The organism is Pseudomonas sp. TWP3-1 (assembly GCF_049896625.1).
GTDB lineage: Bacteria > Pseudomonadota > Gammaproteobacteria > Pseudomonadales > Pseudomonadaceae > Aquipseudomonas.
Window position 1 is genome coordinate 180,937 of record NZ_JAFCUQ010000007.1, and the last position, 15,415, is coordinate 196,351.

Consider the following 15,415-nt stretch of genomic DNA (forward strand, 5'->3'; position numbering starts at 1 on the left):
CGGTTCTACTTGTAAATACACGCACAAATAGTTGGCATACTCACCGACACGGATGGATTTTGAAACTGGTTTTTGTGAATGCAGTGGCATCCCCAATGGAGACTGGGGTGTTATTGAAGGAGCTGAACAGTGTCACTCCGACGACAAGCGCATACCGATAGGCTTGAGGAGGCTGAAGAAACCGGTGGCTTAGTCGACATCGTTGTTGAATGAATACATGCTTTCGCGAGCAGGCTTACCCCTATGAGCCTAAGCAAGGGCTGACAGGCCGAGTTTCAATAACTCTTTACGCAGTGTGGCTGGCGCTCCAACGGCCGCTTCAGAGCGCCAATTCATTGCCAGCAAGCGGCTCAGTTTTTCTTGGCTGAACGCGGAATCGGCGAGAAAACAGCTCTTCCGATCCTGGATGCTGATGACATTCAGCAACCAATCTTCGCCCTGCTCCGCCATCGCATGACTAATCTCTGAGCGGTGCCTTGCGATCAATCCTTCGGCATCCCACACGGTCATTTGCGCGAAGACTTCGGGCAGTCGAGTTTCGGGTTTCATTCGTTTCAAATCTGCCAACAACGCAATGCGCAATTCCGCTTCGATAGCGGCTTGGCATTCTTGAAAATACCGTGCGGGCCAATCTGCGCTCAGGTTCGCGAGACGCGCGAGCATTTCATATGCGTGGATATCTGCCGGCGTTGTCATCTGCCCCGTGAAGTTCAGGGTGTTGTCGAGAATGGCCGTGGCCAGTAACGCGGCACTGGATTCGCTGATCATCGCTAGCAAATCAGCGGCCACCCAACGCTCAAACACTTGAGTCGCAGCCGCGCCTATCGGACGGATATCGGCGGCAGTGCCGAGTTTTTCCGTCCAGTATTCTTCGTAGCCTGGGTGATGATCGATGACTTCGACGACTTGATCGAGCAGCACCAGCGGGTCGAAATGGTGATAGTCGGAGACATCCATCAGCACGAACTCATCGTCCGAGCCAGGGGTATAAGCGCTGAATGCGCCGCCCCAGCTCAGCACGGTTTTCGAGACGCTGGCATTCGGTTGCGCGCTGCTGACAGCAACGGCTGGAATGCCTTGCAGGTTCAGCAGTTCGGCGTAGGCGATGCAGCAGGCGTAGGCGTCGATGTCGAGGTAGGCGGCGCCGGAGGTGATTATTTTCATGCGCGGGACGTTCGCATGGGGTTATGACATCTGGATGACAAAGATCAAAAGATCGCAGCCTCGTTGCACTCGACAGCTCCTACAGAGGGCAATGAGGCTGTAGTTTTGGTTGTTCAGGCTGCTCGCTGTCCGGCCACCGCCGCCGAAGCCGCCAACATCGCCCGCAACAACACCGCACACCCCGCCGCCAGGTCATCCGGTGCGGCGTTTTCGATTTCGTTGTGGCTGATGCCGCCTTCGCACGGCACGAAAATCATGCCGGCCGGGCCGAGTTCGGCGAGGAAGATGGCGTCGTGGCCGGCGCCGCTGACGATGTCCATGTTCGACAGGCCGAGGCCTTTGGCAGCGTTGCGCACGGCGTCGACGCAGCCCTTTTCGAAGTACAGCGGCGGGAAGTCGGCGGTTGGGGTCAGTTCGTAGGTGAGGCCGTGTTCTTCGCAGGTGGTTTCGATGACTTGCTTGACCTCAGCGATCATCGAGTCGAGGCGTGCCGGTTCCAGATGGCGGAAGTCGAGGGTCATGCGCACTTCGCCGGGGATGACGTTGCGTGAGCCGGGATAGGCTTGCAGGCAGCCGACCGTGCCGCAGGCATGGGGTTGATGGCCGAGGGCGGCGCGGTTGACGGCGCCGACGATCACCGAGGCGCCGACCAGTGCGTCTTTGCGCAGGTGCATCGGGGTTGGGCCGGCGTGGGCTTCGACGCCGCGCAGTTTCAGGTCGAACCACTTCTGGCCAAGTGCGCCGAGCACCACGCCGATGGTTTTGTGTTCGTCTTCGAGGATCGGGCCTTGTTCGATGTGCGCTTCGAAATAGGCGCCGACCTTGTGTCCGCTGACCTTGCGTGGCCCAGCGTAGCCAATCGCGTTCAGCGCTTCGCCGACCGTCACGCCGTCGGCGTCGACCTTGGCCAGGGTTTCTTCGAGGGTGAATTTCTCGGCGAACACGCCCGAACCCATCATGCACGGGGCGAAGCGCGAGCCTTCTTCGTTGGTCCAGACCACCACTTCCAGCGGCGCTTCGGTTTCCACACTGAGGTCGTTGAGGGTGCGCAGCACTTCGACGCCTGCGAGCACACCGAAGCAGCCGTCGAACTTGCCGCCGGTGGGCTGGGTGTCGATGTGGCTGCCGGTCATCACTGGCGGCAAGTCCGGATTGCGCCCGGCGCGGCGGGCGAAAATGTTGCCGACTGCATCGACTGTGACGCTGCAACCGGCGTCCTCGCACCACTGCACGAACAGGTCGCGGGCCTGGCGGTCGAGGTCGGTCAGGGCCAGGCGACAGACGCCGCCCTTGACCGTGGCGCCGAGTTTGGCCAGCTCCATGAGCGACGCCCACAAGCGGTCGCGGTTGATGTGCTGATGGGTCGATTGCAGAACGTCTACGGCTGCGTTCATGGGGATCTCCTCAGGCGGTTCTTATGGATATTTCTGTGTTGTCTGTGAGGCCGCCATCGCTGGCAAGCCAGCTCCCACAGGGAATGCAGTCGTACACAAATGTTGTGTTCGCCGGAAAACCTGTGGGAGCTGGCTTGCCAGCGATGGGGCCCTCCCTCACACCGTCGATTTCACGGCAGAAGGCTGCGCACGCATCGCGCACAACCCGTAATAAATCAACCCGCCCAGCGCCGAGCCGGTAAACCAGCCGTAGCTGTAAAACCAGCTGAACGCATCGCTACCCAGCGACAGCAAGGTCAGCGCCACCGGCACGCCGAACGCGATGAAACCAGACCAGTTCCACGCCGGATACACGTCATCGCGGTACAAACCGGCCAGGTCCAGCTGCTGTTTCTTGATCAGGAAATAGTCGACCACCATGATCCCGGCAATCGGCCCGAGCAGGCTCGAATAACCCAGCAACCAGTTGGAATACACGGTCTCAAGACTCACGTCGGAGACGATCAGACCGAGTTTTTTCAGCAGCTCATGGCCCATCAGCACGAGGCCGACAAACCCGGTGAGGAGCACGGCTTTAGTGCGGTTGATCACTTTGGGCGCGATGTTCTGGAAGTCGTTGGTCGGCGACACGATGTTGGCGGCGGTGTTGGTCGACAACGTGGCGATAATGATCAGCGCCATCGCGACCGCGACCCACACCGGACTCTGGATATGCCCGATCAAGGTCACCGGATCGGAGACGCTGACACCCACCAGTTTCACCGACGCAGCAGTCATCACCACACCCAACGCGGCGAACAGAAACATGGTCAGCGGCAGGCCGATAATCTGCCCGAGGATCTGGTCTTTCTGGCTCTTGGCGTAGCGGCTGAAGTCGGGAATGTTCAGCGACAGCGTGGCCCAGAATCCGACCATCGCCGTCAGCCCGGCGGCGAAGTAACTGACCACGCTCGCGCCTTCAGGACGCTTCGGCGGAATCGCCAGCAATTCGGTCATCGACACATTGGGCATGGCCCACACCAGCAAGCCGATGCCGACCGCTACCAGCAAAGGCGCCGACAGGGTTTCCAGCCACTTGATCGACTCGGCGCCGCGAATCACCACCCACAGATTCAGCGCCCAGAACACCATGAAACCGATGACTTCGCCGGTGCCGCCAAGCGACTTCCAGCCCTCGAATACCGAGCCGAGAAACAGGTGAATCGCCAGCCCGCCGAACATCGTCTGAATGCCGAACCAGCCGCACGCCACCAGCGCGCGGATCAGGCACGGCACGTTGGAACCGAGAATCCCGAACGATGAACGCAGCAGCACCGGAAACGGGATTCCGTACTTGGTGCCGGGGAACGCGTTAAGCGTGAGCGGGATCAGCACGATGATGTTGGCGAACAGAATCGCCAGCAGTGCTTCGCCGACGGTCAGGCCGAAATACGCGGTCAGCACGCCGCCGAGGGTGTAGGTCGGCACGCAGATCGACATGCCGATCCACAGTGCGGTGATGTGCCATTTGTTCCAGGTTCGTTCGCGCACCTTGGTCGGTGCCATGTCGTGGTTGTAACGGGGACTGTCGAGGACGTCGCTGCCGGCTTCGAGCTCGAACAAGCCGTCGCGCTCGGTCACTTGCGATCTGATCTGTTGCATGGCCGCTCCACTGTTCTTCTGATTATTTTTTTGCTCATCAGGGGCTGGCGCACTCACGCGGCAGCCGACGATGGCCGGAGGAACTGACAACCTGCATGCACCGGCCAAGGTGTCAGCGGCGGCATCAATAAACGTGCCGGGTGCCCCGCTTTCGCATCGGGCCATGCATTTATAACTGTGCAACTTACTGATGTTTATCAGTTTTAATTATTTACCGTTGAGTCCTCGGAAACTTGTCTGGGCATTCAGGCTAAAGGTCCGACAAGTTGTTCGAACAGACAGGACTCAAACTGGTGCACTGCATTTATTTTCTTCGTGATCCAACAGCTGCAGCTCAACTTCAAGCGGCTGATTTCACATAAGAAATCTTGACCATATTTCCAACCTGTCAAGTGCGTCAAAATGGTGAAGGGCCTCACCATTTTGGTGATTTGTGCTTTTTATCGTTATTTATCAGCAAGTTAAAACACTTATAAGCTTATAAAAAATAATCTTGCTCTATTTGAATTCTGCGGCTAGCGTCTATTCCTGACAGCGCTGACAGGAATACGCCGTTCAGCGCTGGGTTCATACAAAAAATATAAAACATCTAGAGCCGGCATAAGTCGGTCATGCCTGCGAGGAACTCGGAATGTCTCTGCTGATCCGTGGCGCCACCGTTGTTACCCATGATGAAAGTTACCGCGCCGATGTGTATTGCGCTGACGGCGTGATCAAAGCCATCGGTGAAAACCTCGATATTCCCGCCGGCGCCGAAATCCTGGATGGCAGCGGCCAATTCCTGATGCCCGGCGGCATCGACCCGCACACTCACATGCAGCTCCCGTTCATGGGCACCGTCGCCAGCGAAGATTTTTTCAGCGGCACGGCGGCCGGTCTGGCGGGCGGTACTACGTCGATCATCGATTTCGTGATTCCCAATCCGCAGCAGTCATTGATGGAGGCGTTTCATCAGTGGCGCGGCTGGGCCGAGAAGTCCGCCTCGGACTACGGCTTCCACGTCGCAATCACCTGGTGGAGCGAGCAGGTGCGCGAGGAAATGGCCGAGCTGGTCAGCCATCACGGGATCAACAGCTTCAAGCACTTCATGGCCTACAAGAACGCAATCATGGCCGCCGACGACACGTTGGTGGCGAGCTTCGAACGCTGCCTGGAACTCGGCGCGGTGCCGACCGTGCATGCGGAAAACGGTGAGTTGGTGTATCACCTGCAGCGCAAGTTGATGGCCCAGGGGATCACCGGGCCGGAAGCACATCCGCTGTCGCGACCTTCACAAGTCGAAGGTGAAGCGGCGAGCCGCGCGATCCGCATCGCCGAAACCATCGGCACCCCGTTGTATCTGGTGCACGTCTCGACCAAAGAAGCCCTCGACGAAATCACCTATGCGCGCAGCAAGGGCCAGCCGGTGTACGGCGAGGTATTGGCCGGGCATTTGCTGCTGGATGACAGCGTGTATCAGCACCCGGACTGGCAGACCGCGGCCGGCTATGTGATGAGCCCGCCGTTCCGTCCGCGCGGCCATCAGGAAGCGCTGTGGCATGGCTTGCAGAACGGCAATCTGCACACCACCGCCACCGACCATTGCTGCTTCTGCGCCGAGCAAAAAGCTGCCGGGCGTGACGACTTCAGCAAGATCCCCAACGGCACCGCCGGTATCGAAGATCGCATGGCCGTGTTGTGGGATGAAGGGGTGAATAGCGGACGCTTGTCGATGCAGGATTTCGTCGCGCTGACCTCGACCAATACCGCGAAAATTTTCAATCTGTACCCACGCAAAGGCGCGATTCGCGTCGGTGCCGATGCCGATCTGGTGCTGTGGGATCCGCAAGGCACGCGCACCATCTCCGCCAAAACCCACCATCAGCAGGTGGACTTCAACATCTTCGAAGGCAAGACCGTGACCGGTGTGCCGAGCCATACCGTCAGCCAGGGCCGGGTGGTCTGGGCCGACGGTGATCTGCGCGCCGAGCGTGGGGCCGGGCGGTATATCGAGCGGCCGGCGTATCCGGCGGTGTTTGATTTGCTGAGCAAGCGGGCTGAGTTGCATAGGCCGACTGCTGTGAAACGCGGATAGCGGCCTTCGGCCTATCGCTGGCAAGTCGAATCGTCGCACCGCAGCTCCCACAGGTTTTTGGCTGAACACAATATTTGTGTGCGACTTCAATCCCTGTGGGAGCTGGCTTGCCAGCGATGAGGCCATCAAAAGCACCACAAAATCCACTGCCCGATAGAGGCAGCACCTCAATAACCGTGAGGCAAAAAACCGTGATCGAGACCCTCAACCATCTCCCGCATCCGCACGAAAGCGCGGCCGCGCTTGCCGGGCATTTCAGCGATCTGGCGCCACCGCTCAACGACCGTCAGGCACATCTGGAAGCCTCGCGCTGCCTGTATTGCTACGACGCACCGTGCGTCAATGCATGCCCGAGCGAGATCGATATTCCCTCGTTCATCCGCAATATCCATCAGGACAATGTGACCGGCGCGGCGCAGAAAATCCTTTCGGCGAACATTCTCGGTGGCAGTTGCGCACGAGTCTGCCCCACTGAAATCCTCTGCCAGCAAGCCTGCGTGAGAAACAACGCCCACGAATGCGCACCGGTGTTGATCGGCCTGTTGCAGCGCTACGCGGTGGACAACGCGCACTTCACTGAACACCCGTTCCAGCGTGCCGCTGCCACGGGCAAACACATCGCCGTGGTCGGCGCCGGGCCGGCGGGTTTGTCCTGTGCCCATCGCAGTGCCATGCACGGCCACGACGTGGTGATTTTCGAAGCGCGAGACAAGGCTGGCGGCCTCAACGAATACGGGATCGCCAAGTACAAACTGGTCGACGATTACGCGCAGAGGGAACTGGATTTCCTCCTGCAAATCGGCGGCATCGAGATCCGTCACGGGCACAAACTCGGCGAAAACCTGAGCCTCAATGAACTGCACCAACAGTTCGACGCGGTGTTCCTCGGCCTCGGCCTGAACGCCAGCAAACAACTCGGTCTGGACCACGAAGACGCGCCGGGCCTGCTCGCCGCCACCGACTACATCCGCGAACTGCGCCAGGCCGATGACCTGACGCAATTGCCGCTGGCCGATCGCTGCATCGTCCTCGGCGCCGGCAACACCGCGATCGACATGGCGGTGCAAATGGCCCGCCTCGGTGCCCGCGACGTGAACCTGGTGTATCGACGTGGTCTGGCCGACATGGGTGCAACCGGTCACGAACAGGACATCGCCAAAGCCAATCAGGTACGTCTGTTGACCTGGGCGCAACCCGAAGAGGTTTTACTCGACGATCAAGGCCAGGTGCGCGGCATGCGTTTCGCTCGTACGCAAATGGCCGACGGTCGCCTGCAAGCGACTGGCGAAACCTTCGATCTGGCCGCCGATGCGATCTTCAAAGCCATCGGCCAAGCCTTCGACGGCAGCGCCCTCTGCGACCCGATGGCGCGCGAACTCAAACGTCAGGGCGAACGCATTCAGGTCGATGAAAACCTGCGCACCAGCATCCCCGGCGTCTATGCAGGCGGCGATTGCACCAGCCTCGATCAAGACCTGACCGTGCAAGCGGTGCAACACGGCAAACGCGCTGCCGAGGCGATCAACGTTCAACTGATGCTCAACGTGGAGGCTGCGTAAATGGCCGATCTGTCGATAGTCTTCGCTGGCATCAAAGCCCCTAATCCGTTCTGGCTGGCCTCCGCGCCGCCGACCGACAAGGCCTACAACGTGGTGCGCGCCTTCGAGGCCGGCTGGGGTGGCGTGGTCTGGAAAACCCTCGGGGAAGACCCTGCAGCGGTCAACGTCTCGTCGCGCTACTCGGCGCACTATGGCGCCAACCGCGAAGTGCTGGGCATCAACAACATCGAACTGATCACCGACCGTTCGCTGGAAATCAATCTGCGCGAAATCACCCAAGTGAAGAAGGACTGGCCGGATCGCGCGCTGATCGTGTCGCTGATGGTGCCGTGCGTCGAGGAATCGTGGAAACACATCCTGCCGCTCGTGGAAGCGACCGGCGCTGACGGTATCGAACTGAATTTCGGCTGCCCGCACGGCATGCCCGAACGCGGCATGGGCGCGGCGGTCGGTCAGGTGCCGGAGTATGTCGAGCAGGTCACACGCTGGTGCAAGACCTATTGCTCGCTGCCGGTGATCGTCAAACTCACGCCGAACATCACCGACATCCGCGTCGCCGCCCGCGCGGCTTACCGGGGCGGTGCTGATGCGGTGTCGCTGATCAACACCATCAACTCGATCACCAGCGTCGACCTTGAGCACATGGTCGCCCTGCCCACCGTCGGCAGCAAAAGCACGCACGGCGGTTATTGCGGCTCGGCGGTCAAGCCGATTGCGCTGAACATGGTCGCGGAAATCGCCCGCGATCCGCAGACCCAGGGTTTGCCGATTTGCGGAATTGGCGGGATTGGTAGTTGGCGCGATGCGGCGGAATTTATTGCGCTGGGCAGCGGCTCGGTGCAGGTGTGCACGGCGGCGATGCTGCACGGGTTTCGGATTGTCGAGGAGATGAAGGACGGCTTGTCGCGGTGGATGGACAGTCAGGGTTACGCGAGCATCGCCGAGTTCTCCGGGCGTGCGGTCGGCAACACCACGGACTGGAAGTACCTCGATATCAATTATCAGGTGATCGCGAAGATTGATCAGGAGGCGTGTATTGGTTGCGGGCGCTGCCACATTGCCTGCGAGGACACTTCACATCAGGCGATCAGCAGTGTTCGCGAGGCGGATGGCACGCATAAATATGAAGTGATTGATGATGAATGTGTGGGCTGTAACTTGTGCCAGATCACCTGTCCGGTGGCGGATTGCATCGAGATGGTGCCGATGGAAACCGGGAAGCCGTTTCTCGATTGGAATCATGATCCGCGGAATCCGTATCACGTTGCTGTTTAGATTGGTGGTCTGATCCGAAAGGCCCCTCACCCTAACCCTCCCGAAACGTCGGACCGCCCACAGGGAGAGGGGACTGACTGGGGGATATTGCAGAACTACGCCGACCTGAAAGCCTTGCTTTGAATCCATAATCGCCCCGATCTTCCAGGTCGATGTGAGACACAAGACACCTCGGTCGGCCCCCTCTCCCTCTGGGAGAGGGCTGGGGTGAGGGTCAGCCTTTGACTTTCAAGGCTCCAACCCGATCCCACGCAATATCACACTGGTCACCGTCTGCACCGCCCGCTCGAACTGCATGTCCGACAACGGCTGATGCTCATTCAGGATATTCACCTGATGATCAAAGTCCGCATAGTGCTGGGTCGACGCCCAAATCATATACAGCAGACTCGACGGCTCCACCGGCAAAATCCGCTGGTCCTCGACCCACTGGCGAATTTTTGCTTCCTTCATCTTCGCCCAGTCATACAGGCTCACATCCAGCGCCTCGCCCAAGGTCGGCGCGCCATGGATGATTTCATTGGCCCAGACTTTCGACCCATACGGCCGGCTGCGTGAGTGGTTCATCTTGGCGCGAATGTAGCTGCTGAGCACCACGCGCGGATCGTCGAACATCTCGAAGCACAGCGCGTCCTGTTTCCACACTTCCAGCAAGTCGAACAGCACCGCGCTGTACAGCTCGCTTTTGGTGCTGAAGTAGTAATGCAGATTGGAGCGCGGCAATTGCACTTCGGCGGCGATGTCGGCCATGGCGGTGCCACCAAAACCTTTTTCGGCGAAAACCTTTTCCGCTGCCAGGAGGATTTTTTCGACGTTACTGCGACGGATCTCGATCTTGTGATTGCCCATAAGGGCTCCCTGACGACAACGTGCTTGAAGACTAGCATCTGCTCAGGGCGAACCGCACGCCCTATACTGTCGGCCGCCATTCACTACCAAGGGATTCCCATGAAGCTGAAAAACCTGCTGACCACCGGCGCCCTGCTCGCCTCTGTCCTCGTGACTTCCCAGGCCTTTGCCCATGCCCATTTGAAAAGCCAGACCCCGGCCGCCGACAGCACCGTCACCGCGCCTGCGGACTTACGGCTGGTGTTTTCCGAAGGTGTTGAAGCGAGTTTCACCAAGATCACGCTGACCAAAGACGGTGCACCGATTGCAGTCAAAGCGCTGAGCACCGAAGCCGACAAGAAAACCCTGATCGTCACCCCCGCCGCTCCCTTGGCGGCTGGCGAGTACAAAGTCGAATGGCACGCCGTGTCGGTCGATACGCACAAAAGCGAAGGTGCTTACCAGTTCAAGGTTGGCCAGTAATTCATGAGCGAAGCGCTGGTGCTGTGCCGGTTTGTGCATTTCAGCGTGGTGTTGCTGCTGTTCGGGGCGTGGTTGTTTCGGCCGCTGCTGCTCAGGGGTGACGCACCGTTACTGGATCGGCATTTGGCGCGGCTGGCTCGTGGGTTGGCCGCCGTTGCATTGGTCAGCGGCATTGCTTGGGCGCTGCTGATTACCGCGAGCATGGCCGGTTCGGCGGCGTCGGCGTTCGATCCGGATACCGTCGGGCTGGTGCTGGACAAGACGTTTTTCGGTCAGGTCTGGCGCTGGCATTTGCTGATCAATGTGATGTTGCTGGCGCTGCTGTTCACGCCTTGGCATTCGAACATGCCGTTGCGACTGGGGCTGAGTGCGTTGCTGCTGGCGACGCTGGCACCGGTCGGTCACGGGGCGATGCTCGATGGTCTGAGCGGGCAGATGCTGATCCTCAATCAAGTGATTCACCTGACATGCGTCAGCGCCTGGCTTGGCGGATTGTTGCTGTTGCTGATGGTTCTGCGCCAGGCGGATGTGCCAGTGCGGCGAGTGTTGCAGCGCTTTAGCGGGATTGGATATTTGCTGGTTGCGGGACTGCTGATCACCGGCCTGATCAACGTGCGAGTGTTGACAGGACAGTGGTGGCCGACGCCGATGTTTTCCGGATTTGCGCTGATACTGCTGATCAAGGCTTTGCTGGTGTTGGGCATGCTTGGGTTGGCGTTATTCAACCGCTTGCGCATCAACGATTGTGAACAGCGGATCGAAGCGCTCAAGCGCAGTGTAATCATCGAATGGCTGTTGGGGATTGGTGCGGTCGCGGCCGTGTCGCTGCTCGGGACCTTGCCGCCAATGATTGCAGGCTGAAGATCAAAAGATCGCAGCCTTCGGCAGCTCCAGGGGATGTACCAACCGGCAGAAACTGGTCGGCTGTCAGCCTGCCATCGCCAGCAGGCTGGCTCACACATTGGAAATTCATTCCCCGTGGGAGCTAGCCTGCTAGCGATTGGGGCACCTCGGTGCATCAGCCAGAAATCAGCTCTGTTTGTAACCGCGCACTTCATCCACACCACGATTGGCCAACTGGTCGGCGCGTTCGTTGCCGTGGTGACCGATGTGCCCGCGTACCCACTTCCAAGTGACCTTGTGGCGGTTGACCTGCTCGTCCAGCTCTTTCCACAGGTCGGCGTTTTTCACTGGTTCTTTGGCGGCGGTTTTCCAGCCGCGTTTTTTCCAGTTGACCATCCACTCGTTGATGCCTTTCATCACGTATTGCGAGTCGGTCACCAGCAGCACTTCGCACGGACGCTTGAGGGCTTCGAGGCCGCGGATTGCGCCGAGCAGCTCCATGCGGTTGTTGGTGGTGTTGGCTTCGCCGCCCCACAACTCCTTTTCGATGCCCTTGCACACGAGCAAGGCGCCCCAGCCGCCCGGGCCGGGGTTGCCCTTGCAGGCGCCGTCGGTGAACAGTTCTACGCTATCGGTGCTTTCGCTGTTTTCAGTCATGCAATCTATCCAGAAAAATACGCTGCCTCGTCAATCGTAGACCGACGATGGCCGAGGCCGGGGCAAGCCCGGCCGGAAATTAAAGAGGGTTCAGGGTTCGATGCGGCGGCGGTTGACCTTGGCCATCGGCAGCGGGATCAGCTTGCCCATCGGCTCGCGTCGCTCCTGGCGCAGCGGTCGCAGACCGACGACGATCTTGCGCGCCACCAGCAGATAAAAGCCGCCGCCCGACAGTTGCCAGTCACCGGCCTTGCGTTCCCAGCCAGCCAGACGGGTCTGCCACTTGGCTGACGCGAGCGGCGGACGATAGCACCCGAAGCGGCGTTTCTCCAGCGCAAAGCCCAGCAGATTCAGCCAGTCGGCGACCCGCGATGGCGAGATGCAGCGCGCCTTGCGCATGGCGTCGCTGGTGAAAACATGACGCAAGCCCCAGGTACTCCAGGGGTTGATACCGACGATCAGCAGATGCCCGCCGGGCCGTACGCTGCTCGCCGCTTCACGCAGCAAACCGTGGGGCGACAGGCAGAAATCCAGACCATGCTGCAACACCACCACATCGGCGGCGTGCTCGCTCAAGGGCCAGGCCTGTTCTTCACAGACGATCTCTACACCCGGCAATGGCGCCCCGAGGCGCACATTGCGCTGCACTTGTGGCGCGCACGGCGGGGTCTCGGCAGACGGGCCGTAATGCACCAGATAGCCACCAAAGAACCGGCCGAGCTCGTCTTCGAGCATGCGTCGCTCTTCGTCCAGCAGAAATTGGCCGAGCGGGCCGGACAGCCATTCACGGGCCGCACCGATCAGGGCCAGCCAGTCCGGATCAGCCTGTGCGAACGCTTTATCGGTCATGTCATTCTCCAAAGCGCCAGGAACCACTAAGATGCGCCAATGTTTACCGCTTGGCGAATTCGACGATGATACAGATCAGTGCCCTGCCCGCCTTCACCGACAACTACATCTGGTTGTTACAGGATCATGCGACCCAGCGCTGCGCGGTGGTCGACCCTGGCGACGCCGCGCCGGTACAGGCCTGGCTCGACGCCCATCCGGGCTGGGTGCTCAGCGATATTCTGATCACTCACCATCACCATGACCACGTCGGCGGCGTCGAAGCGCTGAAAAAGGCTACAGACGCCACCGTCTACGGCCCGGCCAACGAAAACATCCCCGCGCGCGATGTGGCGCTCAAGGACAACGACCAGGCCCGCGTACTGGGCTGGGACTTCGACGTGTATGCCGTGCCCGGCCACACACTGGGCCACATTGCCTATTACCATCACGGCTTGCTCTTCTGCGGCGACACGCTGTTCGCTGCCGGTTGCGGTCGCTTGTTCGAAGGCACGCCGGAGCAAATGCATCACTCCCTGAGCCGTCTCGCCGCGTTGCCTGAAGATACGCTGGTGTACTGCACACATGAATACACCCTGAGCAATTTGAAATTCGCAGCAGCGGTCGAACCGGGCAACCCGGATATTGCCGCTCGTCTGCAAAAAGTCATTCAGCAGAGGCAAAACGGCGTCACGACATTGCCCTCGACCCTGGCGCTGGAAAAGCTCACAAATCCGTTTTTGCGTACCTCTGAAACATTAGTTACACAAAAAGTGGACGAACGGAATGGCGCTCAAAACCGGGCGCCGAGTGAGGTTTTTGCGGCTCTGCGGGCATGGAAAGATAATTTCTAAGGCACTCGTGCGCTGGTACAAAAATTCTGAATGGTTGACCGCGAGGGGTGCGCTTTCTAGAATCGCCCGACATTTTTGCCCGGAACTTACTTCCAGCCAATGTCGTCATCCATACGTAAGTCCGTCAATTCAGATGCTTTGACCCGCCTGGCGCAAGCCATCGCGGTGGCTGTGTCCGCCACACTGGCGGGTTGTTCCAGCCACGCTCCGCAGCCTGAAGCGACACATACGCCGAACATTGCTGCGCGAGCCAAGCAGAAGCCCATCTGGCTGACTGAAAAGCCTGTGCCGCAAGTGCCTCAGGACATCTGGGGCCGCATGCGCAACGGTTTCCAGTTGCAGGACGGTCTGGGCGTCAACCCGCGCATCGAGCAACAGCGCCTGTGGTTCGCCAGTAACCCTTCGTTTCTGGAAAACGCCGGCGAGCGTGGCAGCCTCTACATCCACTACATCGTAGAGCGCCTCGAAGAACGCAACATGCCGCTGGAACTGGCCCTGCTGCCAGTGATTGAAAGTGCCTACAACCCGATGGCCTATTCCCGGGCCAACGCTGTAGGCCTCTGGCAGTTCATCCCTTCGACTGGCCGTTATTTCAACCTGCGTCAGACCCAATTCTACGATGGCCGTCGCGACATCACCGCCTCGACCACCGCTGCGATGGACTACCTGACCCGCCTGCACGACATGTTCAACGGCGACTGGCTGCTGGCACTGGCTGCGTACAACGCCGGTGAAGGCACAGTCAGTCGTGCGATCGAGCGCAACGAACGACTCGGCCTGCCGACTGACTACTGGAACCTGCCGCTGCCGGCGGAAACCCAGGCTTATGTACCGAAGCTGCTGGCCCTGTCGCAAGTGGTCCTGACGCCGGAAGCCTATGGCGTCAACCTCAACCCGATCGCCAACGAACCGTATTTCCAGGTTGTCGAAATCAACCAGCGCATGGACCTGTCCAAGGTCGCTGCTGTCGCCAACATCGACGAAGACGAACTGTTCCAGCTCAACCCGGCATTCAAGCAGCGCACCACCATCGACGGCCCGCAGCATTTGCTGGTGCCAACCTCGAAGGCGCAACTGCTGACCGCCAGTCTGCAGACCATGCGCCCGGACGAGTTGATCAGCCCGCGCTCGCTGAAGCCCGTATTCGAAGGTGCTGATCCGAGCGAAGTTGCGCAACTCAAGCGTGCTTATCGGGTCAAGCGTGGCGATAACCTCGGTTCGATTGCCAAGGCGAACAAGGTTGAAGTCAAGGATCTGCAACGCTGGAACAAGCTGAGCGGCAAGAACCTCAAGGTTGGTCAGACGCTGGTGATGCAGGACGCTACCAAGCGCAGCCCTGCTCGCAACGTCGCGCGCAACAGCGGCCGGGTCAACACAGTGATTGCGGCCAACAGCAAGACCAAAGGCAAGGCCGAGAGCAAGCAACAGACGCAGTACAAGGTCAAACGCGGCGACACCCTGTACGTGGTGGCCAAGCGTTTCAACGTTGAGATGCAACATCTGCAGCGTTGGAATCCGGGTGCTGGCAAGGCGTTGAAGCCTGGGCAGATGCTGACGGTTTATCAGCCGCATTGACTGATATGAGAGCCCCTGAAATTCAGGGGCTTTTTTTTGTCCGGTGTTTGTTTGATTGGTGTTGTGCCTGGCAAACCCAGTCCCCCTCACCCCAACCCTCTCCCCCAAGGGGGCGAGGGGGAAAGGGGGCCGATCTGTGTGCTTTTCAAAGCTAGAGTTCGCCTCGGTATTGCAAGTCGGTGCAACTGGTCCAAACACCTCAGTCAGTCCCCTCTCCCCCCGGGAGAGGGTTAGGGTGAG

The 15,415-nt window shown here is 59.6% G+C and carries 13 protein-coding genes; 7 read left to right on the top strand and 6 right to left on the bottom strand.

Annotated elements, in window-relative coordinates; all coding sequences use genetic code 11:
• Positions 1–249 precede the first annotated feature (249 nt).
• From ACP7BN_RS12365 to ACP7BN_RS12375, 3 genes are all read right to left on the bottom strand, one after another.
• A complete protein-coding gene (locus ACP7BN_RS12365; protein ID WP_426204394.1) occupies positions 250–1,164 on the bottom strand; it encodes a DHH family phosphoesterase in 915 nt (304 codons plus the stop codon).
• A 113-nt stretch (positions 1,165–1,277) separates the two neighbouring features.
• Positions 1,278–2,558, bottom strand: coding sequence for a Zn-dependent hydrolase (locus ACP7BN_RS12370; protein WP_426204396.1), 1,281 nt, complete (start codon positions 2,556–2,558; stop codon positions 1,278–1,280).
• A gap of 156 nt (positions 2,559–2,714) precedes the next feature.
• Positions 2,715–4,199 (bottom strand): NCS1 family nucleobase:cation symporter-1, encoded by a 1,485-nt coding sequence (locus ACP7BN_RS12375; RefSeq protein ID WP_426204398.1) that lies wholly within the window; start codon positions 4,197–4,199, stop codon positions 2,715–2,717.
• Positions 4,200–4,830: 631 nt separating this feature from the next.
• Here ACP7BN_RS12375 and hydA point away from each other — a divergent pair.
• The 3 genes from hydA (at position 4,831) to preA (ending at position 9,107) form a co-directional block, all read left to right on the top strand.
• Positions 4,831–6,273: a dihydropyrimidinase gene (hydA, locus tag ACP7BN_RS12380; protein WP_426204399.1), complete on the top strand. Its 1,443-nt coding sequence runs from the start codon at positions 4,831–4,833 to the stop codon at positions 6,271–6,273.
• 191 nt (positions 6,274–6,464) lie between these two features.
• Entirely contained in the window at positions 6,465–7,832 is a 1,368-nt protein-coding gene (locus tag ACP7BN_RS12385; protein WP_426204401.1) for an NAD(P)-dependent oxidoreductase, read from the top strand.
• On the top strand, positions 7,833–9,107 hold the full coding sequence (gene preA, locus ACP7BN_RS12390; protein WP_426204402.1) for an NAD-dependent dihydropyrimidine dehydrogenase subunit PreA: 1,275 nt from the start codon (positions 7,833–7,835) through the stop codon (positions 9,105–9,107).
• A gap of 228 nt (positions 9,108–9,335) precedes the next feature.
• Here the strand turns inward: preA and ACP7BN_RS12395 are convergent, their stop codons facing one another.
• Positions 9,336–9,956, bottom strand: a complete 621-nt coding sequence (locus ACP7BN_RS12395) for a TetR/AcrR family transcriptional regulator (protein WP_064587091.1) — start codon at positions 9,954–9,956, stop codon at positions 9,336–9,338.
• A 99-nt stretch (positions 9,957–10,055) separates the two neighbouring features.
• Between ACP7BN_RS12395 and copC the strand changes: the two genes are divergently transcribed.
• Complete coding sequence (gene copC, locus ACP7BN_RS12400; RefSeq protein WP_426204405.1) at positions 10,056–10,418, top strand: copper homeostasis periplasmic binding protein CopC; 363 nt, start codon at positions 10,056–10,058, stop codon at positions 10,416–10,418.
• Between the two features lie 3 nt (positions 10,419–10,421).
• On the top strand, positions 10,422–11,279 hold the full coding sequence (gene copD, locus ACP7BN_RS12405) for a copper homeostasis membrane protein CopD (RefSeq protein WP_426204407.1): 858 nt from the start codon (positions 10,422–10,424) through the stop codon (positions 11,277–11,279).
• A 168-nt stretch (positions 11,280–11,447) separates the two neighbouring features.
• Here the strand turns inward: copD and rnhA are convergent, their stop codons facing one another.
• Both rnhA and ACP7BN_RS12415 read right to left on the bottom strand, forming a co-directional pair.
• Positions 11,448–11,918, bottom strand: a complete 471-nt coding sequence (gene rnhA / locus ACP7BN_RS12410; protein WP_426204409.1) for a ribonuclease HI — start codon at positions 11,916–11,918, stop codon at positions 11,448–11,450.
• A gap of 90 nt (positions 11,919–12,008) precedes the next feature.
• Complete coding sequence (locus ACP7BN_RS12415; protein ID WP_420649409.1) at positions 12,009–12,767, bottom strand: methyltransferase domain-containing protein; 759 nt, start codon at positions 12,765–12,767, stop codon at positions 12,009–12,011.
• Positions 12,768–12,832: 65 nt separating this feature from the next.
• Here ACP7BN_RS12415 and gloB point away from each other — a divergent pair, with 65 nt between their 5' ends.
• Together gloB and ACP7BN_RS12425 are read left to right on the top strand one after the other, a co-directional pair.
• The gene (gene gloB, locus ACP7BN_RS12420) at positions 12,833–13,600 is read left to right on the top strand and encodes a hydroxyacylglutathione hydrolase (RefSeq protein ID WP_426204411.1); all 768 of its coding nucleotides are present in this window, start codon (positions 12,833–12,835) and stop codon (positions 13,598–13,600) included.
• Positions 13,601–13,699: 99 nt separating this feature from the next.
• Entirely contained in the window at positions 13,700–15,175 is a 1,476-nt protein-coding gene (locus ACP7BN_RS12425) for a transglycosylase SLT domain-containing protein (RefSeq protein ID WP_426204413.1), read from the top strand.
• Positions 15,176–15,415 lie beyond the last annotated feature (240 nt).